Here is a 25,104-nt window from a genome sequence, read left to right as displayed (position 1 = left end):
GTTACTTACCAGCCTTTCCTGCCTTGCGACGGACGTTCTCGCCCGCGTAGCGAATGCCCTTGCCCTTGTAGGGCTCCGGCTTCTTCAGCTTGCGGATGTTGGCGGCGGCCTCGCCGACCGCCTGCTTCGAGATCCCGCTCACCGTGATCTTGGTGTTGCCCTCGACCGCGAGGGTGATGCCCTCGGGGGCGTCGACGTTCACGGGGTGCGAGAAGCCGAGCGCGAGCTCGAGGCCGGCACCCTTCTGCTGCACACGGTAGCCCGTACCGACGACCTCGAGCTGCTTCACGTAGCCCTCGGTGACGCCGATGATGTTGTTGTTGATGAGCGTGCGGGTCAGACCGTGCAGCGCTCGGGAGTTGCGCTCATCGTCGGGACGGGTGACCAGCACCTGGCCGTCCTCGAGAGCAACGCGGATGGGCTCGGCGACGACGAGCGACAGCTCGCCCTTCGAACCTTTGACCGTGACCTTCTGGCCCTCGATCTTGACGTCTACACCACCGGGGACGGTGATGGGAAGCTTACCAATACGTGACATGACGGCTTACCACACGTAGGCGAGGACTTCCCCGCCGACGCCCTTCTGCTCAGCCTCGCGGTCGGTGAGGAGCCCCGAGGAGGTGGACAGGATCGCGATGCCGAGACCGCCGAGCACGCTCGGGATCTCAGTGGAGCCCGCGTACACCCGGAGACCGGGCTTGGACACGCGCTTGATGCCCTCGATCGAGCGCTCGCGGTTCGGGCCGTACTTCAGCGACATGGTGAGGGTCGTTCCGACGCGTGCGGCCTCGACCTTCCAGTCCTTGATGTAGCCTTCGCGCTTGAGGATCTCTGCGATCCGCTCCTTCAGCTTCGAGCCGGGAAGCGAAACGTCTTCATGATGCGCAGAATTGGCATTGCGCAGCCGGGTCAGCATATCTGCGACCGGATCAGTCATAGTCATGAGTGACTCTTCTTTCTCGCCTGGTATCACACACCGTTACGCGGAGTGCGACCTGGGTGACACACGGATCGGGTGCCCGGGAAACTCCCGGGCACCCTCGCCGCTTGGACTATTCAGTTATTCGGACTTGAACGGGAAGCCGAGCGCACGAAGCAGCGCACGACCCTCGTCATCGGTCTTCGCGGTGGTCACGACAGTGATGTCGAAACCGCGCACCCGATCAATCTTATCCTGATCGATCTCGTGGAACACACTCTGCTCGGTCAATCCGAAGGTGTAGTTGCCGTTTCCGTCGAACTGCTTGGCCGAGAGGCCGCGGAAATCGCGGATACGGGGCAGCGACAGGTTGACCAGGCGATCGAGGAACTCCCACGCGCGGTCGCCCCGGAGGGTGACGTGCGCGCCGATGGCCTGACCCTCGCGCAGCTTGAACTGCGCGATGGACTTGCGGGCCTTGGTCACCATGGGCTTCTGGCCGGTGATCTTGATGAGATCCGCGATAGCGCCCTCGATCACCTTGCTGTCGCGAGCCGCATCGCCGACACCGGTGTTCACGACGACCTTGACGATGCCGGGAACCTGCATGATGTTGGCGTAGCTGAACTCCTCGCGCAGCTGCGGAACGATATCGTTCCGGTACTTCTGCTTGAGACGGGGCTGAACCTTGGTCTCAGTCATTAGAGGTCCTTCCCAGACTTCTTGGCGTAGCGCACGCGAACGGTCTTCTTCTTGCCGTCCTTCTCGACCTCCTCGACGCGGAAGCCCACTCGAGTCGGCTTCTTGGTCTCGGGGTCGACGACGGCGACGTTGGAGACGTGGATCGGGGCCTCGACGGTCTCGATCCCTCCCTCGCGGGTGCCGCGCTCCGACTGGCCGACGCGCACGTGCTTGGTGACGTAGTTCACGCCCTCCACCACGATGCGATCGCTCTCGGACAGGACCTCGATGACGTGGCCCTGCTTGCCCTTGTAGCCGCCGCGCTCCTGCGACGGACCCGAGATGACCTCGACGAGGTCACCCTTCTTGATCTTTGCGCCCATAGGACTAGATCACCTCCGGTGCGAGCGAGACGATCTTCATGAACCGCTTATCGCGCAGCTCACGACCGACCGGCCCGAAGATACGGGTGCCGCGGGGCTCCCCGTCTGCCTTGAGAATGACGGCAGCGTTCTCGTCGAACGCGATGTACGAACCGTCGGCACGACGGGTCGACTTGCGCGTGCGAACGACGACGGCCTTGACGACGTCGCCCTTCTTCACGTTGCCGCCGGGGATCGCGTCCTTGACGGTCGCGACGATCGTGTCGCCGAGACCGGCGTAACGACGCTTCGATCCCCCGAGCACACGGATCGTGAGCAACTCCTTGGCGCCGGTGTTATCGGCGACCTTGAGTCGGGATTCCTGCTGAATCACTTGTTACTCCTTCACTCAGTAAGCCGAAGGGCTTACTTCGCCTTCTCGAGGATCTCGACCAGACGCCAGCGCTTGGAAGCGCTCAGCGGACGGGTCTCATGGATGAGTACGAGATCGCCGATGCCGGCGGTGTTCTGCTCGTCGTGGGCCTTCACCTTCGACGAACGGCGCATGACCTTGCCGTAGAGCGGGTGCTTCACGCGATCCTCGACCTCGACGACGATGGTCTTGTCCATCTTGTCGCTGACGACGTAGCCGCGGCGGGCCTTGCGGTAGCCGCGCTGTTCCTTCTCGACCTCAGCAGCCATCGTCAGGCCTCCTTCGTCTCGGTGCTAGCCGAGTCGGCGGTGTCTGCCGCCTGCTCGGTCTTCTTGCTGCTCTTCTTCGCCTTCGCGGGAGCAGGGGCGGCGGCCGGGGTGACCCGGATACCGAGCTCGCGCTCGCGCAGCACCGTGTAGATGCGGGCGATGTCGCGCTTCACCTGACGCACGCGGCCGTGGCTCTCCAGCTGGCCGGTGGCCGACTGGAAACGAAGGTTGAAGAGCTCGGCCTTGGCCTTCTTGAGCTCCTCGGCCAGACGCTCGTCCTCGAAGGAATCGAGCTCGGTGATGGCCAGTTCTTTGGTACCGATCGCCATTACGCGTCGCCCTCCTCGCGCTTGATAATGCGGGCCTTCAGAGGCAGCTTGTGGATGGCGCGGGTGAGCGCCTCACGAGCGAGCTGCTCATCGACACCGGCGACCTCGAAGAGGACGCGGCCCGGCTTGACATTGGCCACCCACCACTCGGGCGAGCCCTTACCGGAGCCCATGCGGGTTTCCGCGGGCTTCTTGGTGAGGGGACGGTCCGGGTAGATGTTGATCCACACCTTGCCACCGCGCTTGATGTGACGGGTCATCGCGATACGAGCGGACTCGATCTGACGGTTCGTCACGTAGGCGGGGGTCAGTGCCTGGATACCGAATTCACCGAAGGCGACCGTGTTGCCGCCCTTCGACTGACCGCTGCGGCTGGGGTGGTGCTGCTTGCGGTACTTGACTCGACGGGGAATCAGCATGCTTACTTCTCCGCTCCTGCTGCAGCGGGTGCAGCCTCGGCCTGAGCGCCACGGGGCGCACGGCGACGATCGCCGCGGTCGCGCGACGGCTTCTGGGCCGCCTGCTCGCGAGCGAGTTCCTTATTGGTCAGATCGCCCTTGTAGATCCAGACCTTCACGCCGATACGACCGAAGGTGGTCTTCGCCTCGTAGAAGCCGTAGTCGATGTTCGCGCGAAGGGTGTGCAGCGGCACGCGACCCTCGCGGTAGAACTCCGAACGGCTCATCTCGGCGCCGCCGAGGCGGCCGGAGACCTGGATGCGGATGCCCTTGGCACCGGCGCGCTGGGCGCCCTGCAGGCCCTTGCGCATCGCGCGGCGGAATGCCACGCGAGCGGCGAGCTGCTCGGCGATGCCCTGCGCGACGAGCTGGGCGTCGGCCTCGGGGTTCTTCACCTCGAGGATGTTGAGCTGGATCTGCTTGCCGGTCAGCTTCTCGAGGTCGGCGCGGATGCGCTCGGCCTCGGCGCCGCGGCGGCCGATGACGATGCCGGGACGCGCCGAGTGGATATCCACGCGGACGCGATCACGGGTGCGCTCGATCTCGACGCGCGAGACGCCGGCGCGATCGAGCTGCTTCGTCAGGTGCTGGCGGATCTTGATGTCCTCGGCCAGGTAGTCGGCGTAACGCTGACCCTTCTTGGTCGAGTCCGAGAACCAGCGCGACACGTGGTCGGTGGTGATCCCGAGGCGGAAGCCGTAGGGATGAATCTTCTGGCCCATACCTTAGGCTCCCTTCTTCACGGCGGCGAGCTCATCGGCCGTCTGCAGAACGACGGTGATGTGGCTCGTCCGCTTGTTGATGCGGAATGCGCGACCCTGTGCACGGGGGCGGAAACGCTTGAGCGTTGCGCCCTCGTCGACGAAGGCGCGAGCGATGACCAGCTCGTCCTCGTTGAGACGCAGGTTCTCCTTGTCGGCCTTCACTCGCGCGTTCGCGATCGCAGAGGCGACGAGCTTGAAAATCGGCTCCGAGGCGGCCTGCGGGGCGAACTTCAGGATGGCCAGGGCCTCCTGCGCGTTCTTGCCGCGGATCAGGTCAACGACGCGACGGGCCTTCTGGGGGGTGATGCGGATATGACGCACGCGTGCGATCGACTCCACCATTTCTCTTCCTCCTTCACGTCACCGCTTAGCGGCGACGGCCCTTCTTGTCGTCCTTCACGTGACCACGGAAGGTGCGCGTGGGCGCGAACTCGCCCAGCTTGTGACCCACCATGGTCTCGGTGACGAACACCGGGATGTGCTTGCGACCGTCGTGCACCGCGATGGTGTGGCCGAGCATGGCCGGAATGATCATCGAACGGCGCGACCAGGTCTTGATCACGTTCTTGGTGCCGGCTTCGTTCTGGACAACCACCTTGTTCAGCAGGTGGTTGTCGACGAAGGGGCCCTTCTTGAGACTACGAGGCATCTTCTACTCTCTTCCTACCTGCCGCTTAACGCTTCTTGCCGGTCGGTCGGCGACGCACGATGAGCTTGTCGCTTTCCTTGTTCGGATGACGCGTACGGCCTTCCTTCTGACCCCAGGGGCTGACCGGGTGACGACCGCCCGAGGTGCGGCCCTCACCGCCACCGTGGGGGTGATCCACCGGGTTCATGACAACACCGCGCACGGTCGGGCGTACGCCCTTCCAGCGCATGCGGCCGGCCTTGCCCCAGTTGATGTTCGACTGCTCGGCGTTGCCCACCTCGCCGACGGTCGCGCGGCAGCGCGCATCGACGTTGCGGATCTCGCCCGAGGGCAGACGCAGCTGGGCGTAGGGGCCGTCCTTCGCCACGAGACGCACCGAGGCGCCGGCGGAACGAGCGAGCTTCGCTCCCCCGCCCGGCTTCAGCTCGATCGCGTGGATCACCGTACCGGTCGGGATGTTCTTCAGCGGCAGGTTGTTGCCGGGCTTGATGTCGGCGCCGGGACCCGACTCGACGATGTCGCCCTGCTTCAACTTGTTCGGCGCGACGATGTAGCGCTTCGTGCCGTCCTCGAAGTGCAGCAGCGCGATGCGCGCGGTGCGGTTCGGGTCGTACTCGATGTGCGCGACACGGGCGTTCACGCCGTCCTTGTCATTGCGACGGAAGTCGATGACGCGGTACTGGCGCTTGTGTCCACCGCCGATGTGGCGAGTGGTGATGCGGCCCTGGTTGTTGCGGCCACCCGTCTTGGGGAGCGGGCGGAGCAGCGACTTCTCGGGCGTCGAGCGGGTGATCTCAGCGAAATCAGCAACGCTCGAGCCGCGACGACCCGGGGTCGTCGGCTTGTACTTGCGAATAGCCATGTTGTGTTCCTCTTCGCCCCTTCTACAGCGCAGCCGTGAAGATGTCGATGGAGCCCGACTTCAGCGTGACGATGGCGCGCTTGGTGTCCTTGCGCTTGCCCAGGCCAAACTTCGTGCGGCGGGTCTTGCCCTTGCGGGTCAGCGTGTTGATCTTGGCGACCTTCACGTTGAACACCTGCTCGATCGCGAGCTTGATCTCGGTCTTCGAAGCGGTCGGCTGCACCTCGAAGGTGTACTGGCCGTTGGCGTCGATGAGGCCGTAGCTCTTCTCGGAGACGACGGGGCGGATGATGACGTCGTGTGCGGACTTGTTCAGGCTCACTTCGTTTCCTCCTTGGCGGCACGGCCGCCGACGAATGCGTCGAAGGCTGCCTTGGTGAAGACGAGATCGTCGCTGACAACCACGTCGTAGGCGTTGAGCTGATCTGCGAACAGCACGTGGACCTGAGGCAGGTTGCGCACGCTGAGCGTGGTGACCTCGTCCTCGCGGTCGACGACCACGAGCACGCGCTTGCCCGGCGCGACCGAGGCGAGGAACTCGCGAGCGGCCTTGGTGCTGGGTTTGTCGCCGATGCCGAACGACTCGACGACATGCAGACGGCCTCCGCGAGCGCGGTCCGAGAGCACACCGCGGAGAGCCGCAGCGATCATCTTCTTGGGGGTGCGCTGAGCGTAGTCGCGCGGCACCGGGCCGTGCACGACGCCGCCGCCGCGGTGCTCGGGAGCACGGACCGAACCCTGACGGGCGCGGCCGGTTCCCTTCTGCTTGAACGGCTTGACGCCGGAACCGGAGACCTCGCCGCGGTTCTTGGTCTTGTGCGTACCCTGACGCGCAGCGGCGAGCTGAGCGGTGACCACCTGGTGGATCAGCGGGACGTTGGTCTCGACGGCGAAGATCGACTCGGGAAGGTCGACCGACCCGGCCTTCTTACCCTTGGCGTCGAGCACCTCGAGCTTGGTAGCGGTAGCCATGAACTACGCCCCCTTCACTGCGTTGCGAACGAAAACGAGACGGCCGCGAGCACCGGGAACCGCACCCTTGACGAGGATGAGGCCCTTCTCGGCATCGATCGCCTGCACGGTCAGGTTCTGCACGGTGACGCGCTCGCCACCCATGCGACCGGGCATGCGCTGGCCCTTGAACACGCGACCGGGGGTCGCGGCGCCGCCGATCGAACCCGGCTTGCGGTGGTTGCGGTGTGCGCCGTGCGACGCGCCGACGCCGGAGAAGTTGTGACGCTTCATGGCACCGGCGAAGCCCTTGCCCTTCGACGTGCCGACGACGTCGATCAGCTGACCGGCCTCGAAGGTACCGTCGACGGTGAGCTCCTGGCCGAGCGCGTACTCGGACGCGTCCGACGTGCGCACCTCGGTGAGGTGGCGGCGGGGCGTGACCCCGGCCTTCTCGAAGTGGCCGGCGCTCGGCTTGTTCACCTTGCGGGGGTCGATCTGACCCGCGGCGATCTGCACGGCGCTGTAGCCGTCGACCTCGGGGGTGCGGATCTGGGTGACCACGTTGGGAGCCACCTCGATGACGGTCACGGGAACGACCTTGCCGTTCTCGTCCCACACCTGAGTCATGCCGAGCTTGGTGCCCAGGAGACCCTTCACGTTACGTACTGCTGACATGTCCGGATCCCCCCTTAGAGCTTGATCTCGATGTTGACGTCGGCAGGCAGGTCGAGACGCATGAGCGAATCGACGGCCTTCGGGGTGGGATCGACGATGTCGATCAGGCGCTTGTGCGTGCGCTTCTCGAAGTGCTCGCGGCTGTCCTTGTACTTGTGGGGCGAACGGATCACGGCGATCACGTTCTTCTCCGTGGGGAGCGGCACGGGGCCGATCACGGTCGCACCCGCGCGGGTCACCGTGTCGACGATCTTGCGTGCGGAGCTGTCGATGACCTCGTGGTCATACGACTTCAGTCGGATGCGGATCTTCTGTCCCGCCATGTGACTCTCTACTTTCTACTTGCGTCGTACCGCTCGCCCCGAGCTTGTCGCAGGGGATGGCGGCATTGGACGTCTTACGTACCAGCGCCCTGGCAGTGAGGTGCCGGTGGGCACCACGTGCTGGGTCTCTGTTCACCTGTCAAAACGCGCTTTCGCACGGCCCCGCACACACGAAGACGGCCGGACTCGCGTCTGGCCGCCGACTGGCGTGCGGGTAGTTGTTCGCTACCCGCGGCCTAGCCCGAACCCCGGCGTACCGGAGCGGCTATGCACTACCTGGCAGTGACCCGCACCGAAGGGCGGAGTACTGAACCTGTCTATTCTCGCACGCCCACCCGCTTCGATGCAACCCGGGCGTGTCGCGACCCCTCGGGCGCCGGCGAACGGCTCCGATGCACAGCAAAAGTATCTTGACGTCGAGATACTTTGGGTATGTAATTTAGGTAGGCCTAATATTCATCCGATGATTGGAGAGAAGATGACCGAATCACAGGATCTCGCCCGTTTCGTCTCGGAGGCGAGCTGGGAGCAGCTGAGCCCCGAGGCGCTCGAACAGCTCAAGATCCGCGTGCTCGACACTCTCGGCGTCGCGATCGGTGCGCTCGATGCGGAGCCGATCGTCGCGATCAGGGGCCTGCTCGAGGATCTCGGCGGCGCCCCGTCGGCGACGCTCATCGGCGGCGGCAGGACGAGCCCCGAACGCGCAGCGTTCTTCAACAGTGCGCTGAGCCGCTACCTCGACTTCATGGATTCGTACCTGGCCAAGGGAGAGACCAACCATCCCTCCGACAACCTGGGTGCGGTTCTCGCGGCCGCGGAGAGCGTCGACGCCTCGGGCGCCGAGTTCCTCACCGCATTCGCGGTGGCCTACCAGGTGCACACCCGGCTGTCCGACGTCGCCCCGGTGCGCGCGAAGGGCTTCGACCACACCACGCAGGGCGCCTTCGCGGCCGCAGCCGCAGCGGCGAAGGCCCTCCGCCTGCCCGCCGATCAGATCGCGAACGCCGTCGCGATCGCCGGTACCGCGAACGTGGCTCTGCGCGTCACCCGCACCGGCAATCTGAGCAATTGGAAGGGCCTCGCCTACCCCCACGTCTCGAAGGAGGGGGTCTTCGCCGCACTGCTCGCGTCGCGCGGCATCACCGGTCCCGAAGCGGTCTTCGAGGGCAACAAGGGCTTCAAGGACTCCATCGCGGGGCCCTTCGAGATCGACTGGTCGAAGGAGGATCTCGAGAGCGTGCGCCGCACCATCATCAAGAAGCACAACGCCGAGATCCACTCGCAGTCGGCGCTCGACGCCGCGCAGGACATCCGCGCGCAGGACGGTTTCAACGCCCGAGCCGTCGAGAGGGTCCGCCTGGCGACCTTCGACGTCGCCCACTCCATCATCGGCGGCGGCGAGGAGGGCGACAAGCGGCTGGTGCGCAACAAGGAGGAGGCCGACCACTCGCTTCCCTGGATGCTCGCCGCCGTCCTGCTCGACGGACACCTGACCCCGGCGCAGTACGAGCCGGAGCGGATCATCGCCGCCGACGTGCAGAGTCTGATGACGAGGATCGAGATCACTCCCAGGCAGGAGTTCTCGGATCGTTTCCCCGACCAGATGCCGGCCGATCTCGAGGTCGTGCTGGCCGACGGCACGGTGTTCCGATCCTCGCAGGACAGCTACCACGGCTTCCACGACAACCCGCTCGACTGGGCCGCTGCTCGTGTGAAGTTCGACTCCCTCGTCACGCCCTTCACGGGCGATGCGCTGCGCGAGGAGATCGCGGAGATCGTGCGCACCCTCGAGGACCGTCCCGTCTCCGAGCTGACCGCCGCCCTCGCCCGCGTCTCCAGCACGCGGCGGTAGACACCACCCGAAAGAGAGGAACACCATGAGCAACGCAGTACCGCACGACGTCTCGTTCAACTTCGTCCCGAGGGCGTACCGCCCGGCGAAACCCCGCACCTTCGGTGTGACCGAGATCCGCGCCCCCTACTACGCGACCTTCGGCACCCGCCACCTGCAGGACGTCTTCGACGTCGCCGGCCAGTGGGTGGACGGCATCAAGTGGGCCGGCGGCTCGTTCTCGCTCGTCCCCACCGAGCAGGTCCGCGCCTTCAGCGACATCGCCCACGAGCACGGATCATACGTCTCCTCCGGCGGCTGGATCGAGACCGTGCTGCGCTACGGCGACGACGCGGTCGATCACTACCTCAAAGAGGCGAAAGAGGTCGGCTTCGACGTCATCGAGATCTCCACCGGCTTCATCATGCTCAACACCTCGGGGCTGCTGCGCCTCGTGGAGAAGGTGGTCAAGGCCGGCCTCAAGGCCAAGCCCGAGCTGGGCCTCCAGATCGGATCCGGCGGCGACTCGAGCGAGGCCGAGCTGGCCGCCGAGAGCAAGAAGGACATCGGCGACCTCGTGGACCGCGGCAGGCGCGCGCTCGACGCGGGCGCCTCGATCATCATGATCGAGTCGGAGGGCATCACCGAGAACGTCACCGAGTGGGACACCGGCGCCGCAGCTTCCATCATCAACGGGCTCGGGCTCGAGAACGTGATGTTCGAGGCCGCCGACGGACCGGTCTTCGAGTGGTACGTCAAGAACTACGGCAACGAGGTGAACCTCTTCGTCGACCACAGCCAGATCCTGCAGCTGGAGGGTCTCCGCCAGAACATCTGGGGCAACAAGAGCACCTGGGGCAGGGTGATCAACCCCGCGCCGTGACGGGGTCCCGCGGGGCTGCTCGCGCAGGATGACCAAATTCCCACGTGGATCCTGCGACTCGCTCCGCTCGCGCAGGATGACCAGGTCTCGCCGGTTGAGCGGATCTTGCGCAGCAAGCGGAGTCGAAACCCGGGAAGGATCCTCGATTTCGACTCCGCTGCGCTGCGCTCAATCAGCGGCGGTCAGGCGCGGGCCGGAAGCAGACGCGGCAGCAGCAGGTAGATGGCGAGCACGACGAGGCCGCCGGCGAGCAGCGCCAGGGTGCCGAGCAGACCGGTGAAGAGCGAGGCCAGGCCGAGCAGCGAGGCGAGCAGCGTGCACCCGGCAGCCATGGCCGAGGCCTGCACGTGCGAGTACCCCATCTGCTGGATGCGCTGGTAGGTGTGCTCCTTGTGCGGCTCGTCCCATCGCTTGCCGGCGCGCACCCGTTTCACGAGCGTCACGCCGACGTCTCCGAAGTAGACGACCATCGGCCCGATCGCGGCGAGGAGCGGCACACCGTCCGCGAAGGCGGCGAAGCTGATGATCGCCGTCGCTCCCCCGAGCAGGTAGCTGCCCACGTCGCCGAGGAAGGCCCCCGGCTTCGTGAGGTTCCAGGGCAGGAAGCCCGCGAATCCCGCCGCGAGCACGATCCCGGCGACGAACAACCAGCTCGTGCCGAGCAGCCATCCCGCCGCCGCGAACGCGCCGCCCGCGATCACACCGTGGAATCCGCTGATGCCGTTGAGGCCGTCCATGAAGTTGGCGACGTTGATGTAGCTCGAGATGAAGAGGATCCCGTACACGGCCAGCAGGATCAGCGTCCACCAGGGCGCCTGCGGTACGTCGATGCCGAGCCGCCACCCGAAGGACGCCCCGCCGGGGCCGCGATGCGAGATCCAGAGCAGCGCCACGGAGGAGACCGCGGCGATCCCGAGCAGGATCCCGCTGCGCACCGTCACGCTCAGGCCCTTGAGATCCTCGCGCAGCCCCAGCAGGCCGGCCGCGAGGGATCCCGCGCCGACCGCGAGCAGGAAGCCCCACCCGGGATCCGCGGGCGCACTCACGAGCGCGAGCGCGGTCGCGAGCGAACCGCCGCACGCCATTGCGATGAGCACCGCGAGGCCCAGTCCGCGCAGCACCGGGCGCTCGTGCGAGGAGCGCTCGTTGGGCACGTCCATGATGCCCAGCCGCATCAGCAGCGGCTTCACCGCGAAGGGCAGCGCGAGGCTCAGCCCGAGCGTCAGCACACCCGCGAACACCCCGAGGAACAGCGCGCTCACTGCACCCGCTCCTCAGCGGCCTCGGTCAGATCCATGCGGGCGACCCATCCCTCGTGATCCAGTACCTCGGGAGAGATCGTGTCGACGTGCGCGTGCGAGATCTTCGGGTGGAAGGGACGCTCGTCGCCCTCGCCCTCGCCCACCAGCTCCTCGTGCAGCTTCTCCCCGTGCCGCAGGCCGGTGAACACGATCTCGATGTCCTTGCCCGACTGGGCGATCATGCGCCTGGCCACGTCGAGGATCAGCACCGGCTCCCCCATGTCGAGGATCAGCACCTCCCCCCGGCGCCCGATGCCGCCCGCCTGCACCACGAGCTGACAGGCCTCCGGGATCGTCATGAAGTAGCGGGTCACATCCGGGTGCGTGACCGTGATCGGCCCGCCCGCCTCGATGAGCTTGCGGAACGTCGGCAGCATCGAACCCCGACTGCCGATGACATTGCCGAAGCGCACCGAGAGGTACCGCTGCCCGGTGCGCTCGGCCATCCACGCGGTGAGCTTTTCGGCGACGCGCTTCGAGTGGCCCAGCACGCTCGTGGGATTCGCCGCCTTGTCGGTGGAGATGTTCACGAAGGTGCTGACGTTCGCGGCCTCGGCGGCGCGCAGCACGTTGAGCGTGCCGAGCACGTTGGTCTTCCAGGCCTCGTCCGGGTACTGCTCGAGCATCGGCAGGTGCTTGAGCGCCGCGGCGTGGAACACGACCTCGGGCCTGCGCTCGGTGAAGATCCGCGTCAGCGTGACCTCGTCGCGGATATCGGCCAGCACCACGTCGTTCGTGTCGAGCAGTCCGTGCCCGCTGATGGAGAGCTGGCTCTCCTGCAGCGCGGTCTCGTCGCGATCCAGCATGATCAGCTCACGCGGGGCGAAGCGCGCCAACTGTCGGCAGAGCTCCGACCCGATCGATCCTCCGGCCCCCGTCACCAGCACGCGCTTGTCCTGGAGGTACTCCGCGATCGACTCGGTCTCGAGCCGCACGGGGTGGCGGCCGATCAGGTCCTCGATCGAGAGCTCGCGCACGTTGGAGATGACCGATGCGTTCTGCAGGATCTGCTCGAGCGGGGGCAGCACCATCGCCGTCATGCCCGCGCGATCCGCAGCCTCGTCGACTCGGCGCATCAGCCCCGTGTCGGCATCGCCGATGCACACGATGAGCCGGGTGGCGCGGGTCTCGCCCGCGATCCGGGGCAGATCCTCGAGCGAGCCGAGCACCCGCACCCCGCGCACCTCCTGGTGCCGCTTGGTCGGGTCGTCGTCGATGAAGCCCACGGGGAGCGCCGACCCCTTGGCGTCGGTGAGCAGGCGCTTCGCGGTCTGCACACCGAGGTAGCCCGCGCCGTAGAGCAGCGTGCGCTCGGCCTCATCGCCGGGCTTGAGCTGCCGCTCGTTGTACAGGCGGTAGACGTAGCGCGCCACGCCCATGAGGCTGAATGTGATCGGCGCCGCGATGATCAGCGTGCTGCGGGGAATACCGTTGCCGTATCCGACCAGGTAGGCGAACACCCACGCGACCACCATCACGGCCGTGATGTCGAGCACCAGCGCGCGCACCTCGTCGAAGCTGCCCACCTCGTAGCGGTTGCGGTACAGCCAGAACAGCCAGCCGGCGATGAGCTGCAGCGCGACCGTGACCCCGATCACCGCGAGCGTCCACCCGGGATGGATACGGGAGAGGTTGAAGTCGAAGCGCAGCACGAGCGCCGCGAGGATGCCCAGCGCCCAGGCCGCGGCATCGAGCAGGAACAGCAGCCCGTACTGGCGTGCGAAGTGGGCCATACGCGCTCCGACGGTCTGTGGCACTCGGCCTCCCTCGCTCCATGGACGGCTTCGACCCCGGCCGGGATCATATTCGAGGATACCGCTCCGCGTGCTCCCGAAGCCCGCCCCGCGCCGGTAGCCCCCGCCGACTCGCTACCCCTCCTGCCCACTTCTACGCGCGTCAGTAGTTGCTGCCTCGCCTCGGTTTTGGCGACAACTACTGACGCGCGTAGGGACAGCGCGGCGGGGTGGGCTCGGTGGGGTCGGTTCGGCGGGGTCGGTTCGGCGGGGTGGGCTCGGTGAGGCAGGTGGGACGTGTGGGGCAGGGTCGAGCAGGGCAGAGCGGGGGCGAGGAACGGACGGTCGAGCACGGCCCGGCAGACCGCCCCGGAGACACGAAGAACCCCCGGGATCACTCCCGGGGGTTCTTCAGCAAGTCGCCTTGCCGAGCAGCTTCAGACTTACTCGACGACCTTGGTCACCGTGCCGGCGCCGACGGTGCGGCCACCCTCACGGATCGCGAAGCCGAGGCCCTCTTCCATGGCGATGGGCTGGATCAGCTCAACGACCATGTCGGTGGTGTCGCCGGGCATGACCATCGGCTTGTCCTCGGGCAGGGTGATGACACCGGTCACGTCAGTCGTACGGAAGTAGAACTGCGGACGGTAGTTCGTCTCGAACGGGTTGTGACGGCCGCCCTCTTCCTTCTTGAGGATGTAGGCGGTGCCCTCGAACTTGGTGTGCGGGGTGATCGAACCGGGTGCGACCACGACCTGACCGCGCTCGACCTCTTCGCGCTTGGTACCGCGGAGGAGGAGGCCGCAGTTCTCGCCGGCCCAGGCCTCGTCGAGCTGCTTGTGGAACATCTCGATGCCGGTGACGGTGGTCTTCTGCGTCGGACGCAGACCCACGATCTCGACCTCGGAGTTGATCTTCAGCGTGCCGCGCTCGGCGCGGCCGGTGACCACGGTGCCGCGGCCGGTGATCGTGAAGACGTCCTCGACGGGCATGAGGAACGGCTTGTCCTTGTCACGCACGGGATCGGGGATCGAGTCGTCGACGGCCTCCATGAGCTCGAGAACGGCGTTGACCCACTTCTCGTTGCCCTGCAGCGCCTCGTAGCCCGAAACGCGGACCACGGGGACGTCGTCGCCCGGGTAGCCCTGCTTGGAGAGCTCCTCGCGGACCTCCATCTCGACGAGCTCGAGGATCTCCTCGTCGTCGACCATGTCGCTCTTGTTGAGTGCGACGAGCAGGTAGGGAACGCCGACCTGCTTGGCGAGCAGGATGTGCTCCTTGGTCTGCGCCATCATGCCGTCGGTGGCGGCGACCACGAGGATCGCGCCGTCCATCTGAGCAGCACCGGTGATCATGTTCTTGATGTAGTCGGCGTGACCGGGGGCATCAACGTGAGCGTAGTGACGCTTCGGGGTCTCGTACTCGACGTGCGAGATGTTGATGGTGATGCCGCGCTGGCGCTCCTCCGGAGCCGAGTCGATCGTGTCGAAGTCGCGCTGGACGTTGGTATCCGACGGGTACTTGTCGGCAAGCGTCTTCGAGATCGCCGCGGTAAGGGTGGTCTTACCGTGGTCGACGTGACCGATCGTTCCGATGTTCACGTGCGGCTTGGTCCGCTCGAACTTGGCCTTCGCCACTATGGTCCTCCTCAGGACGTCGAGTACCCTCCCCCTCCGACGGTTTCGGAGGGCACGAGTACGGGGTGTGTACTTATGTTACAAGCTCTGGTCTGCGATCGCGACCTGAGCGGTGCGGCCGACGGCGGACGATGCCCGCCGTCGGCCTCCGGGCGGGGTTTACTCGCCCTTAGCCTTCTGAACGATCTCATCGGCCACGGCCTTCGGCACCTCTGCGTAGGAGTCGAAGGTCATCGAGAACACCGCGCGACCGCTGGTCTTCGACCGCAGATCGCCGATGTACCCGAACATCTCGGAGAGCGGCACGAGTGCGCGCACGACCTTGACGCCGCTGGCGTCCTCCATCGCCTGGATCTGCCCGCGACGGGAGTTCAGGTCGCCGATGACGTCGCCCATGTACTCCTCGGGCGTGCGCACCTCGACGGCCATCATCGGCTCGAGCAGGACGGGCTGCGCCAGGCGGGCGGCCTCCTTGAAGGCCATCGAACCGGCGATCTTGAACGCCATCTCCGAGGAGTCGACGTCGTGGTACTGACCGTCGAGCAGCGTCGCCTTGACGTTGACGACCGGGAAGCCCGCGAGGATGCCGTACTGCATGGCGTCCTGGATGCCGGCGTCGACCGAGGGGATGTACTCGCGGGGCACGCGGCCGCCGGTCACCTTGTCCTCGAAGAGGTACGTCTTGTCGTTTTCCTCATCATCGATGAGCGGCGCGAGCGCGATCTGCACCTTCGCGAACTGACCGGAACCACCGGTCTGCTTCTTGTGGGTGTAGTCGTACTTCGGAACCTCGCGACGGATCGTCTCGCGGTAGGCCACCTGGGGCTTGCCCACGTTGGCCTCGACCTTGAACTCGCGCTTCATGCGGTCGACGAGAATGTCGAGGTGCAGCTCGCCCATGCCGGCGATGACGGTCTGGCCTGTCTCGGCGTTGAGGCTCACGCGGAACGTGGGGTCCTCTTCGGCGAGCTTCTGGATCGCGACGCCGAGCTTCTCCTGGTCGCCCTTGGTCTTGGGCTCGATGGCCACCTCGATCACGGGCTCGGGGAAGGTCATCGACTCGAGAACGACCTGGTTGTTCGGATCCGACAGGGTGTCACCCGTGGTCGTATCCTTCAGGCCGATCACGGCGTAGATGTTGCCCGCGGTGAGCTCGTCGACCGGGATCTCCTTGTTGGCGTGCATCTGGAAGATCTTGCCGATGCGCTCCTTGCGGCCCTTGGTCGAGTTGATGACCTGAGAGCCCGAGGGGATCTGACCCGAGTAGACGCGCACGTAGGTGAGACGACCGAAGAAGGGGTGCACCGCGATCTTGAACGCGAGCGCCGAGAACGGCTCGTCCGCCGCGGGACGACGCTCGATGACGACCGACTCGTCGCGCGGGTCGTGCGCCTCGATGGCTCCCACGTCGAGCGGGTTCGGCAGGAAGTCGACGACCGCGTCGAGCATCGGCTGGATGCCGCGGTTCTTGAACGCCGAGCCGCAGTAGACCGGGTAGATCTCGTTGTTCACGACGAGCTTGCGGATGCCGGTCTTGAGCTCGTCGATGGTGAGCTCCTCGCCGCCGAAGAACTTCTCGAGCAGCGCGTCGTCGGTCTCGGCGACCGTCTCGACGAGCTTGGCGCGGTACTCTTCGGCCCGAGCCTGAAGGTCGGCGGGGATCTCCTGCGTCTCGTAGTTCGCGCCGAGCGTGACGTCGCCCTTGGCGTCGCCTTCCCAGACGAAGGCCTTCATCGAGAGCAGGTCGACGACGCCGGTGAAGTCGGCCTCGGAACCGATGGGCAGCTGCATCACGAGCGGCTTCGCACCGAGACGGTTGACGATGGTGTCGACCGTGAAGTAGAAGTCGGCACCCATCTTGTCCATCTTGTTGACGAAGCAGATGCGGGGCACGCCGTACTTGTCGGCCTGACGCCACACGGTCTCCGACTGGGGCTCGACGCCCTCCTTGCCGTCGAACACCGCGACGGCACCGTCGAGCACGCGCAGCGAGCGCTCCACCTCGACGGTGAAGTCGACGTGACCGGGGGTGTCGATGATGTTGATCTGGTTCTTGTTCCAGAAGCAGGTCACCGCGGCGCTGGTGATGGTGATGCCGCGTTCCTTCTCCTGCTCCATCCAGTCCGTGGTCGAAGCGCCGTCGTGGGTCTCGCCCAGCTTGTGGTTGACACCCGTGTAGAACAGGATGCGCTCGGTGGTGGTGGTCTTGCCGGCATCGATGTGGGCCATGATGCCGATGTTGCGGACCTTGCTCAGGTCGGTGAGCACGTCTTGTGCCACAGGGGTCTCCTCCGTATGGGGGTGGAAGTTGGGGGTCGCGGGGCGTACCCCGCAGGTCGAGCGAGCGGAGCGAGTCGAATCCTCGAAGAGCGTTTCGACTCGCTCCGCTCGCTCAACGAGCGATAGCTTCTACCAGCGGTAGTGAGCGAACGCGCGGTTCGACTCGGCCATCTTGTGAGTGTCCTCACGACGCTTCACAGCGGCACCGAGGCCGTTGGACGCGTCGAGGATCTCGTTGGTGAGGCGATCGGTCATCGTGTTCTCACGACGGGCCTTCGCGTAGCTGGTCAGCCAGCGCAGCGCGAGCGTGTTCGCGCGGTGCGGCTTGACCTCGACGGGCACCTGGTAGGTGCTGCCGCCGACACGACGCGAACGGACCTCGAGGGTGGGGCGCACGTTGTCGAGCGCCTTCTTGAGGACCGTCACGGCGTCCTGGCCGGACTTCTCGGCAACGTTCTCGAGTGCACCGTAGACGATGCGCTCTGCGAGACCCTTCTTGCCGTCGAGCAGGATCTTGTTGACCAGCTGGCTCACCACGGGCGAGCCGTAGACGGGATCGGCGACGACGGGGCGCTTCGGAGCAGGACCTTTACGGGGCATTACTTCACCTTCTTTGCACCGTAGCGGCTGCGAGCCTGCTGGCGATCCTTGACCGCCTGCGTGTCGAGCGCGCCGCGCACGATCTTGTAACGGACACCGGGGAGGTCCTTGACACGGCCACCGCGCACGAGCACCAGCGAGTGCTCCTGCAGGTTGTGGCCCTCGCCCGGGATGTAGGCGGTGACCTCGGTGCCGTTGCGAAGCTTCACACGAGCGACCTTACGCATCGCGGAGTTCGGCTTCTTGGGCGTGGTGGTGTAGACACGGGTGCAGACCCCGGCCTGCTGCGGGTTCGCCTTCAGGGCGGGCGCCTTGGTCTTGGAGACCTTCGGCGTACGGCCCTTGCGAACCAGCTGCTGAATAGTAGGCACTGATTCTCCTCATTCGTCCTGCACGGTGACAGGAATGCTTTCATGGTCAAGCATGTGCGACCGCTTGCGCGGACGCGGAGCTGCTGTCGCCCGTACCGCGCGAGCGAGGTGCGGAAGACCGAGTGCAGCTATGCCGTGGGGGTATCGACCCTGAGGTGCGATGATCCCTGAGATGTACTCCCCCGGATGGCGCCGTGCGGGCACGGCTCATCACGCTGGAGCACACCAAACATCAACTTTACGCGCTGACGTAACAGAGCGCAAGATATGGATCGGGCGACGCGCACGCGCGTCGCCGTCCGAGCGGGGCTCCGGATTACTGCGGCGGCTCGAGATGACGACTGAGGTCATCGAGCATCGCACGGATCTGCGGCTCGATGAACCGCTGGATCGCCGCCTGGATGCGCGGGCGGTGCGTCACGAGCACGAAGCAGACCTCCCGGCCGGCCTCCTCTGCGCAGCGATCGGCCAGCTCGATCTCGTGCCGCAGCCGCTGCTTCTCCTCAGCGCTGAGCGGCGGGCGCGGCAGCGGGGGCTCGGGACGGGTCTCCTCCGCCAGCCCCGCGAGCGTGAAGAGGAACGGCTGCTCGCCGTCGTCCGGTTCGGGATCCGGGTCGAGGCCCTCGTACTCGGGGGCGAGCCCGGCAGCAGGATCGTACCCGCCGCTCTGCCAGATCTCCGCGCCCGTCAGTTCGGCGTGCAGTGTCGGCAGCTCCCGCTCGGTGAACTCGTCCACGCGCCGATCGACGATGCGCTGCATTCTCGACACCAGCGCGTGGGTCACCTGGTGCGGCACGTCGCTGCTCAGTCCCGCGGCCGTGAGCAGCGGGGATCCCGTGCAACGGCGGCACAGCCTGGCGCGTCCGCGGTGCGTGCCGGGAGACCAGCCCGGCACCCAGCGCAGCCAGGCGTCGACCGCCGAGTCGACCCGTTCCTCGATCGCTCCCGCCACGATCACCGCTCTCGCCAGTCGGAGCCGTCGGGATCCTCGGGGTCGCCACGCCCTTCGGAACCGCCGGGGCCGTCGCGCCAGGGGTCCTCGTCGCCGACGGCCCAGTCAGGACCGTCCTCTCCCCTGCGCTCCCAGGGCCACTGCGGCACGGGGCGATCGGTGTAGACGCGGCGCGCGAGGACCGCCCAGAAGAGCAGGAAGGCGAGTGCGCAGACGGGCGCGAGTGTCGCGGCGAAGGGACTCACCCAGGTCTCGTCGAGCGAGAGCCCCGCAAGTGCACCGCCGAGGCACCACAGCAGATACGCGCCCCCCGCGATCGCGACCAGGAGACCCCACGCAGGCGTCTTCCTCCCGCGCAGCAGCACCAGGGCCTGCTGCCACATCGCGCCGCCGAGCAGCGCGAGCACGACGAGCACGAGGATCGGAGCGACCCATCGCGGCACGCCGTCGCTGGAGACGGGATCCCGCTGCAGCGTCAGTGCCAGCAGCCCCCACGTGGCGATGAGCAGAGCGGCCGCCACGATGACGGCGGCCAGGATCAAGCCCCCGACGTACCCGCGAGTCACATCGCGACGGGAGCCGGAGTTCATGGCCGCTTCGCCTGCACTTCCGCGAGCGCCGCCTCGTACTCGGCCAGCGCATCGGCGTTGCGGCGCTTCACCCGACGTCCGCGCACGCCGATCCATGCCCCGAACCAGACCGTGGCCTCACGCGCGACGATGGCCGCACCGAGCACGGGAACCGTGGTTCCGATCGTGTTGAAGAGCGCCCGCAGCCCTTCCATGTCGAAGGTGAATCCGGGCACCACGTCTCCCGCCGACGACCAGGGACCGCCGGTGAGCACACCGGCGAGAGCCGCGGCGAACCACACCAGCGCGCCGACGAGGAAGCCTCCGAGCACATAGGCCCACCAGCCGGCACGGCCGAGCACGAGCACGAGCAGTGCGAGGCCGACGAAGAATGCACCCACCGCCGCGATGAAGACCCACGAGGTGAGCCAGGGCAGGAGCCCCTCTGAGAGGAAGGTCGAGGGCGGGAACGTCGGAGCCAGCCACAGAGCGAGCACACCCGCGTAGACCACCGCGAAGCCGAGGGTGCCGAGCAGCGCGATGAGCACCCCGGCTCCCCGGTTGCCCTTGATCTCGGGAGGCATGGGGGTCTGCATGTAGAGCGCGGCCATCGGGTGATCGGAGCCGATGCGGATCTCGCCGTCGCGCACCGGCGGCTCGCTCGTCGCTGCGGCGCTCGGCAGTTCATCGAGCGCGACGATGCGCGCATCGTCGACGCCGCCCTCGTCACCCGCCGGCACGTCGAGGTTGAGCTGGGTGTCGACCTCGGAGATCGCCTGACGGCGCGCCAGCTCCGCATTCTCGGGATCCGGTACCGCCCCCTGCGGGGCCTCCACGACTCGCGGCGTCTCCTCGACGGCGGGCTCGACCGCCGGCTCCTGCACGGCATCGGCCTCGACGCCCCTCGAACGCTCGACGGCCTCGAGCACCTCGGTGCGGCTCGCCTCCGTCTCCTCGACGGGGGCACCCGGATTGCCCGGGGTCTCCGGAGTCTCCGCGGCTCTCGACGCGGGGGTCTCGCGGTCCTCGCTCATGGCTTCACCTCTCATAGCGGCGCGGTGTGCTCGTTGCAGAGCACCATACTTCATCGTCACACTACAAGCCGCCACCGACAATCCCTCGCTCCCGCGCGCGGCACGGCGCAAAAAAGGGCGCTCGTGCCGAAGCACGAGCGCCCTTTCTCTGCCTGCCTGGATCCTGCGTACTGCGACTCGCTTCGCTCGCGCAGCATGACCGGCTTCGCCGCGCGCAGGATGACGCTGAGGCTATCGCCTCGGCATCAGCTGTAGTTGCCGGGGTTGAACTCGTCGGCCGTGAAGCTGTCGAAGTCCACGAAGGAGAGGTCGTTCTCGTCGAAGGTGCCCTCGGTCGCGAAGAGACGGTTCGGGTACCGCTCCGCCTTCGCCTCCTCGGTCGCCTCGACCTCGACGTCGCGGTAGGTGCTCAGGCCGGTGCCGGCCGGGATGAGCTTACCGATGATGACGTTCTCCTTGAGGCCGATCAGCGGATCCCGCGAGCCCTCCATCGCCGCCTGCGTGAGCACGCGGGTGGTCTCCTGGAAGGAGGCCGCCGACAGCCACGACTCGGTCGCGAGCGAGGCCTTGGTGATACCCATGACCTCGGGGCGGGCGGTCGCCGACCGCTTGCCCTCGAGCAGGCCCTCGCGGTTGATCCGCTGGTAGCGCGAGCGATCCACGAGCTCGCCCGGAAGCAGCTCGGTCTCGCCGTGATCCACGACGGTCACCTTGCGCAGCATCTGGCGCACGATCACCTCGATGTGCTTGTCGTGGATCGGCACGCCCTGCGAGCGGTAGACGCCCTGCACGCCCTCCACGAGGTACTTCTGCACCGCGCGCTCACCCGGAATGTGCTTGCCGTTCTCCGTCGAGCCGACCTGGAGGATGTCCTTCGGGTCGAGCGTGCCCTGCAGGAACGGCTGGCCGAGCTCGACGTGATCGCCGTCCTCCACCAGCAGCGTGGCGCGCTTCAGCACGGGGTACGCCTTCTCCTCGGTGCCGTCGTCCGGCGTGAGGAGGATCGAGCGGCCCTTCGGCGTGTCCTCGATCGTGACCCGACCGGCGGCCTCCGCGATGGGCGACGCACCCTTGGGGGTACGCGCCTCGAAGAGCTCCTGCACGCGGGGCAGACCCTGCGTGATGTCGTCGGCCGAGGCCGAACCACCGGTGTGGAAGGTACGCATCGTGAGCTGCGTGCCCGGCTCGCCGATCGACTGCGCGGCGATGATGCCGACCGCCTCGCCGATGTCGACGCGCTGACCCGTGGCCAGCGAACGACCGTAGCAGGTGGCGCAGACGCCGACCGCCGACTCGCAGGTGAGCACGGAGCGCACCTTGATCTCGGTCACGCCGGCCGCCACGAGCTTCTCGATGAGCACATCGCCCACGTCCTCGCCCGCGGTAGCGACCACGGCGCCCTCGGGCGACAGGGCGTCAGCCGCGAGCGTACGGGCGTACACCGAGTTCTCGACGTTCTCGTCGCGCACCAGCACGCCGTTCGCGTCGACCGCTGCGATCACCAGGTCGAGGCCGCGGCGGGTGCTGCAGTCCTCCTCGCGGATGATGACGTCCTGCGAGACGTCGACCAGACGACGGGTCAGGTAACCCGAGTCGGCCGTACGCAGCGCGGTATCGGCGAGGCCCTTGCGCGCACCGTGGGTCGCGATGAAGTACTCCGCCACCGACAGCCCCTCGCGGTACGAGTTGATGATCGGACGCGGGATGATCTCGCCCTTCGGGTTCGACACGAGACCGCGCATACCGGCGATGTTGCGGATCTGCAGCCAGTTGCCTCGCGCACCGGACGACACCATGCGGAAGATGGTGTTGTCGGCCGGGAACGACTCGCGCATGGCCGCGGCGACCTCGTCGGTGGCCTCGGTCCAGATCTCGGTGAGCGCCTTGCGGCGATCCACGTTGCTGATCATGCCGCGGTCGTAATCGCGCTGCACCTTGGCGGCGCGCTTCTCGTGCTCCGCGATGATCTCGCCCTTGTTGGACGGGGTCACGATGTCCGAGAGCGCCACGGTCACGCCCGAGCGCGAGGCCCAGTAGAAGCCCGCGTCCTTGATGCGGTCGAGGGTCGCGGCGACCTCCACCTTCGGGTAGCGCTCGGCCAGGTCGTTGACCAGGCCGGAGAGGCTGCCCTTGTCGGCGACCCGCTCGAAGTAGGGGTAGTCGACCGGCAGCGCCTCGTTGAAGATGGCGCGGCCGAGCGAGGTCTCGACGAGCACGGGCTTCTCGTGCGTGACGCCGTCCGCATCGGTGTAACCGGTGAGACGGATCTTCGCCTGAGCACCCAGGTCGAGCGAGCCCTCATCCATGGCGAGGATCGCCTCGGCCACCGAGCCGAACGCGCGGCCGGTGCCGGGTGCCTCGGGCTTGATGGTGGTGAGGTGATGCAGACCGATGATCATGTCCTGCGAGGGCAGGGTCACCGGACGGCCGTCCGACGGCTTCAGAATGTTGTTCGAGGCGAGCATGAGCACGCGGGCCTCGGCCTGAGCCTCGACCGAGAGCGGCAGGTGCACCGCCATCTGGTCGCCGTCGAAGTCGGCGTTGAACGCGGCGCAGACGAGCGGGTGCAGCTGGATCGCCTTGCCCTCGACGAGCTGCGGCTCGAACGCCTGGATGCCGAGACGGTGCAGGGTCGGCGCGCGGTTCAGCAGCACGGGGCGCTCGCGGATGATCTCCTCGAGCACGTCCCACACCTCGGAGCGCGCGCGCTCCACCATGCGCTTCGCGGCCTTCACGTTCTGCGCGTGCGACAGATCCATGAGGCGCTTGATCACGAACGGCTTGAACAGCTCGAGCGCCATCTGCTTGGGCAGGCCGCACTGGTGCAGCTTGAGCTGCGGGCCGACCACGATGACCGAACGGCCGGAGTAGTCGACGCGCTTGCCCAGCAGGTTCTGACGGAAGCGGCCCTGCTTGCCCTTGAGCATGTCGCTGAGCGACTTCAGGGCGCGGTTGCCGGTGCCCGTGACCGGGCGACCACGGCGGCCGTTGTCGAACAGCGCGTCGACGGCCTCCTGCAGCATGCGCTTCTCGTTGTTCACGATGATCTCGGGCGCGCCGAGATCGAGCAGCCGGCGCAGACGGTTGTTGCGGTTGATCACACGACGGTAGAGGTCGTTGAGATCTGAGGTCGCGAAGCGGCCGCCGTCGAGCTGCACCATCGGGCGCAGCTCCGGCGGGATCACCGGCACCACGTCGAGCACCATCGCGGCCGGGCTCGCACCGGTGGCGAGGAACGAGCTGACGACCTTCAGGCGCTTGATGGCGCGGATCTTCTTCTGGCCCTTGCCCTCGGCGATCTGCAGGTGCAGGGTTTCGCTCTCGGCAGCCAGATCGAAGTTCTCGAGGCGCTTCTTGATCGCCTCGGCACCCATGTACGCCTCGAAGTAGTCGCCGTAGCGATCCATGAGGTCGGCGAACACCGCGTCCTCGGGCTTGAGGTCGCCCACCTTGAGGTTGCGGAAGTCCTCCCACACGCGCTGCAGACGAGCGATGTCATCGTCGAAGCCCTTGCGGATCGCCGCCATCTCCTTCTCGGCCGAGGCCTCGGCGCGGCGGCGCTGATCGGCTTTCGCCCCCTCGGACTCGAGCGCGGCGAGATCCGACTCGGCCTGCTGCTGACGCTGCGCGATCGAGATGTCGCGCTGGTCCTCGAGCGCCTTCAGCTCGAGACGCAGCTCGGCCTCGAGCTCGGCCAGGTCCTCGTGACGGCCCTCATCATCGATGTCGATGATCATGTAGGCCGCGAAGTAGATGACCTTCTCGAGATCCTTCGGCGCCATGTCGAGCAGGTAGCCCAGGCGCGACGGCACTCCCTTGAAGTACCAGATGTGCGTGACGGGCGCTGCCAGCTCGATGTGGCCCATGCGCTCGCGGCGCACGCTGGACTTGGTGACCTCGACGCCGCATCGCTCGCAGACGATGCCCTTGTAACGCACGCGCTTGTACTTGCCGCACGCGCACTCCCAGTCGCGGCTGGGGCCGAAGATCTGCTCGCCGAAGAGCCCGTCCTTCTCGGGCTTCAGCGTGCGGTAGTTGATGGTCTCCGGCTTCTTGACCTCGCCGAACGACCAGCTGCGGATGTCGTCGGCGGTCGCCAGACGGATCTGCAGCTCGTTGAAACTCGTACCCTCGAGCAAAATGTTCTCCTTGAGAATCTGAAAATCTGTGCTGTGGGATCGGCGGCCCCGCCCTCAGGCGGGGCCGCCGATCGATTCGGATCTCATCCGAGGATG

The 25,104-nt window shown here is 66.7% G+C and carries 28 protein-coding genes; 2 read left to right on the top strand and 26 right to left on the bottom strand.

Translation table 11 applies throughout. The features are described from left to right. Position 1 precedes the first annotated feature (1 nt). From rplF to rpsJ, 16 genes are all read right to left on the bottom strand, one after another. The gene (gene rplF / locus AMS65_RS01275; RefSeq protein ID WP_053382364.1) at positions 2-538 is read right to left on the bottom strand and encodes a 50S ribosomal protein L6; all 537 of its coding nucleotides are present in this window, start codon (positions 536-538) and stop codon (positions 2-4) included. Between the two features lie 6 nt (positions 539-544). Next, on the bottom strand, positions 545-943 hold the full coding sequence (rpsH, locus tag AMS65_RS01270) for a 30S ribosomal protein S8 (protein WP_053382363.1): 399 nt from the start codon (positions 941-943) through the stop codon (positions 545-547). A gap of 117 nt (positions 944-1,060) precedes the next feature. Continuing rightward, positions 1,061-1,621, bottom strand: coding sequence for a 50S ribosomal protein L5 (rplE, locus tag AMS65_RS01265; protein WP_053382362.1), 561 nt, complete (start codon positions 1,619-1,621; stop codon positions 1,061-1,063). Then, positions 1,621-1,983 carry a 50S ribosomal protein L24 gene (gene rplX / locus AMS65_RS01260; RefSeq protein ID WP_053382361.1) on the bottom strand — a complete coding sequence of 121 codons (363 nt, stop codon included), beginning with the start codon at positions 1,981-1,983 and terminating at the stop codon, positions 1,621-1,623. The genes rplE and rplX overlap by 1 nt, the downstream gene beginning before the upstream one ends. Positions 1,984-1,987: 4 nt before the next feature. Beyond that, entirely contained in the window at positions 1,988-2,356 is a 369-nt protein-coding gene (rplN, locus tag AMS65_RS01255) for a 50S ribosomal protein L14 (RefSeq protein WP_053382360.1), read from the bottom strand. 32 nt (positions 2,357-2,388) lie between these two features. Then, complete coding sequence (gene rpsQ / locus AMS65_RS01250) at positions 2,389-2,664, bottom strand: 30S ribosomal protein S17 (protein WP_053382359.1); 276 nt, start codon at positions 2,662-2,664, stop codon at positions 2,389-2,391. Between the two features lie 2 nt (positions 2,665-2,666). Then, the gene (gene rpmC / locus AMS65_RS01245) at positions 2,667-2,993 is read right to left on the bottom strand and encodes a 50S ribosomal protein L29 (protein WP_053382358.1); all 327 of its coding nucleotides are present in this window, start codon (positions 2,991-2,993) and stop codon (positions 2,667-2,669) included. Further along, positions 2,993-3,412, bottom strand: coding sequence for a 50S ribosomal protein L16 (gene rplP, locus AMS65_RS01240; protein WP_017885320.1), 420 nt, complete (start codon positions 3,410-3,412; stop codon positions 2,993-2,995). Before rplP ends, rpmC begins: the two co-directional genes overlap by 1 nt. Positions 3,413-3,414: 2 nt before the next feature. Next, a complete protein-coding gene (gene rpsC, locus AMS65_RS01235) occupies positions 3,415-4,173 on the bottom strand; it encodes a 30S ribosomal protein S3 (RefSeq protein ID WP_024356779.1) in 759 nt (252 codons plus the stop codon). A gap of 3 nt (positions 4,174-4,176) precedes the next feature. Beyond that, positions 4,177-4,557: a 50S ribosomal protein L22 gene (gene rplV, locus AMS65_RS01230; protein ID WP_053382357.1), complete on the bottom strand. Its 381-nt coding sequence runs from the start codon at positions 4,555-4,557 to the stop codon at positions 4,177-4,179. A 25-nt stretch (positions 4,558-4,582) separates the two neighbouring features. Further along, on the bottom strand, positions 4,583-4,864 hold the full coding sequence (gene rpsS, locus AMS65_RS01225; RefSeq protein ID WP_025133706.1) for a 30S ribosomal protein S19: 282 nt from the start codon (positions 4,862-4,864) through the stop codon (positions 4,583-4,585). 25 nt (positions 4,865-4,889) lie between these two features. After that, positions 4,890-5,726, bottom strand: a complete 837-nt coding sequence (gene rplB, locus AMS65_RS01220) for a 50S ribosomal protein L2 (protein WP_053382356.1) — start codon at positions 5,724-5,726, stop codon at positions 4,890-4,892. A 22-nt stretch (positions 5,727-5,748) separates the two neighbouring features. Continuing rightward, entirely contained in the window at positions 5,749-6,048 is a 300-nt protein-coding gene (rplW, locus tag AMS65_RS01215) for a 50S ribosomal protein L23 (protein ID WP_053382355.1), read from the bottom strand. Then, entirely contained in the window at positions 6,045-6,698 is a 654-nt protein-coding gene (gene rplD / locus AMS65_RS01210) for a 50S ribosomal protein L4 (RefSeq protein WP_053382354.1), read from the bottom strand. The genes rplW and rplD overlap by 4 nt, the downstream gene beginning before the upstream one ends. Positions 6,699-6,701: 3 nt before the next feature. Then, positions 6,702-7,355: a 50S ribosomal protein L3 gene (gene rplC, locus AMS65_RS01205; RefSeq protein ID WP_053382353.1), complete on the bottom strand. Its 654-nt coding sequence runs from the start codon at positions 7,353-7,355 to the stop codon at positions 6,702-6,704. A gap of 14 nt (positions 7,356-7,369) precedes the next feature. Beyond that, positions 7,370-7,678, bottom strand: a complete 309-nt coding sequence (gene rpsJ / locus AMS65_RS01200; RefSeq protein ID WP_010156393.1) for a 30S ribosomal protein S10 — start codon at positions 7,676-7,678, stop codon at positions 7,370-7,372. Positions 7,679-8,156: 478 nt separating this feature from the next. Here rpsJ and AMS65_RS01195 point away from each other — a divergent pair, with 478 nt between their 5' ends. Together AMS65_RS01195 and AMS65_RS01190 are read left to right on the top strand one after the other, a co-directional pair. After that, the gene (locus AMS65_RS01195; RefSeq protein ID WP_053382352.1) at positions 8,157-9,530 is read left to right on the top strand and encodes an MmgE/PrpD family protein; all 1,374 of its coding nucleotides are present in this window, start codon (positions 8,157-8,159) and stop codon (positions 9,528-9,530) included. A 25-nt stretch (positions 9,531-9,555) separates the two neighbouring features. Further along, positions 9,556-10,392 (top strand): phosphosulfolactate synthase, encoded by an 837-nt coding sequence (locus AMS65_RS01190; RefSeq protein WP_053382351.1) that lies wholly within the window; start codon positions 9,556-9,558, stop codon positions 10,390-10,392. A gap of 182 nt (positions 10,393-10,574) precedes the next feature. Here AMS65_RS01190 and AMS65_RS01185 read toward each other — a convergent pair whose 3' ends face one another. The 10 genes from AMS65_RS01185 to AMS65_RS01140 all read right to left on the bottom strand — a co-directional run bounded on the left by AMS65_RS01185 (position 10,575) and on the right by AMS65_RS01140 (position 25,008). Then, a complete protein-coding gene (locus AMS65_RS01185) occupies positions 10,575-11,654 on the bottom strand; it encodes an MraY family glycosyltransferase (protein WP_053382350.1) in 1,080 nt (359 codons plus the stop codon). Continuing rightward, on the bottom strand, positions 11,651-13,426 hold the full coding sequence (locus AMS65_RS01180; RefSeq protein WP_241489293.1) for a polysaccharide biosynthesis protein: 1,776 nt from the start codon (positions 13,424-13,426) through the stop codon (positions 11,651-11,653). Before AMS65_RS01180 ends, AMS65_RS01185 begins: the two co-directional genes overlap by 4 nt. A 443-nt stretch (positions 13,427-13,869) precedes the next feature. After that, a complete protein-coding gene (gene tuf / locus AMS65_RS01175; RefSeq protein WP_053382348.1) occupies positions 13,870-15,063 on the bottom strand; it encodes an elongation factor Tu in 1,194 nt (397 codons plus the stop codon). Positions 15,064-15,222: 159 nt separating this feature from the next. Further along, positions 15,223-17,343, bottom strand: a complete 2,121-nt coding sequence (fusA, locus tag AMS65_RS01170) for an elongation factor G (RefSeq protein ID WP_053382347.1) — start codon at positions 17,341-17,343, stop codon at positions 15,223-15,225. 129 nt (positions 17,344-17,472) lie between these two features. Next, positions 17,473-17,943, bottom strand: a complete 471-nt coding sequence (rpsG, locus tag AMS65_RS01165; RefSeq protein WP_024356767.1) for a 30S ribosomal protein S7 — start codon at positions 17,941-17,943, stop codon at positions 17,473-17,475. Then, positions 17,943-18,314: a 30S ribosomal protein S12 gene (rpsL, locus tag AMS65_RS01160; RefSeq protein ID WP_017885335.1), complete on the bottom strand. Its 372-nt coding sequence runs from the start codon at positions 18,312-18,314 to the stop codon at positions 17,943-17,945. Before rpsL ends, rpsG begins: the two co-directional genes overlap by 1 nt. Before the next feature lie 316 nt (positions 18,315-18,630). After that, on the bottom strand, positions 18,631-19,266 hold the full coding sequence (locus tag AMS65_RS01155; RefSeq protein ID WP_157502009.1) for a spermidine/putrescine ABC transporter substrate-binding protein: 636 nt from the start codon (positions 19,264-19,266) through the stop codon (positions 18,631-18,633). 2 nt (positions 19,267-19,268) lie between these two features. Then, positions 19,269-19,856 carry a hypothetical protein gene (locus AMS65_RS01150; RefSeq protein ID WP_241489292.1) on the bottom strand — a complete coding sequence of 196 codons (588 nt, stop codon included), beginning with the start codon at positions 19,854-19,856 and terminating at the stop codon, positions 19,269-19,271. Further along, positions 19,853-20,869, bottom strand: a complete 1,017-nt coding sequence (locus AMS65_RS01145) for a hypothetical protein (RefSeq protein WP_053382346.1) — start codon at positions 20,867-20,869, stop codon at positions 19,853-19,855. Before AMS65_RS01145 ends, AMS65_RS01150 begins: the two co-directional genes overlap by 4 nt. Before the next feature lie 245 nt (positions 20,870-21,114). Continuing rightward, complete coding sequence (locus AMS65_RS01140) at positions 21,115-25,008, bottom strand: DNA-directed RNA polymerase subunit beta' (RefSeq protein WP_053382345.1); 3,894 nt, start codon at positions 25,006-25,008, stop codon at positions 21,115-21,117. Between the last annotated feature and the right edge of the window lie 96 nt (positions 25,009-25,104).

It is taken from the genome of Leucobacter celer subsp. astrifaciens, from assembly GCF_001273835.1.
GTDB lineage: Bacteria > Actinomycetota > Actinomycetes > Actinomycetales > Microbacteriaceae > Leucobacter > Leucobacter celer.
This window is presented reverse-complemented; position numbering and strand designations above follow the sequence as displayed.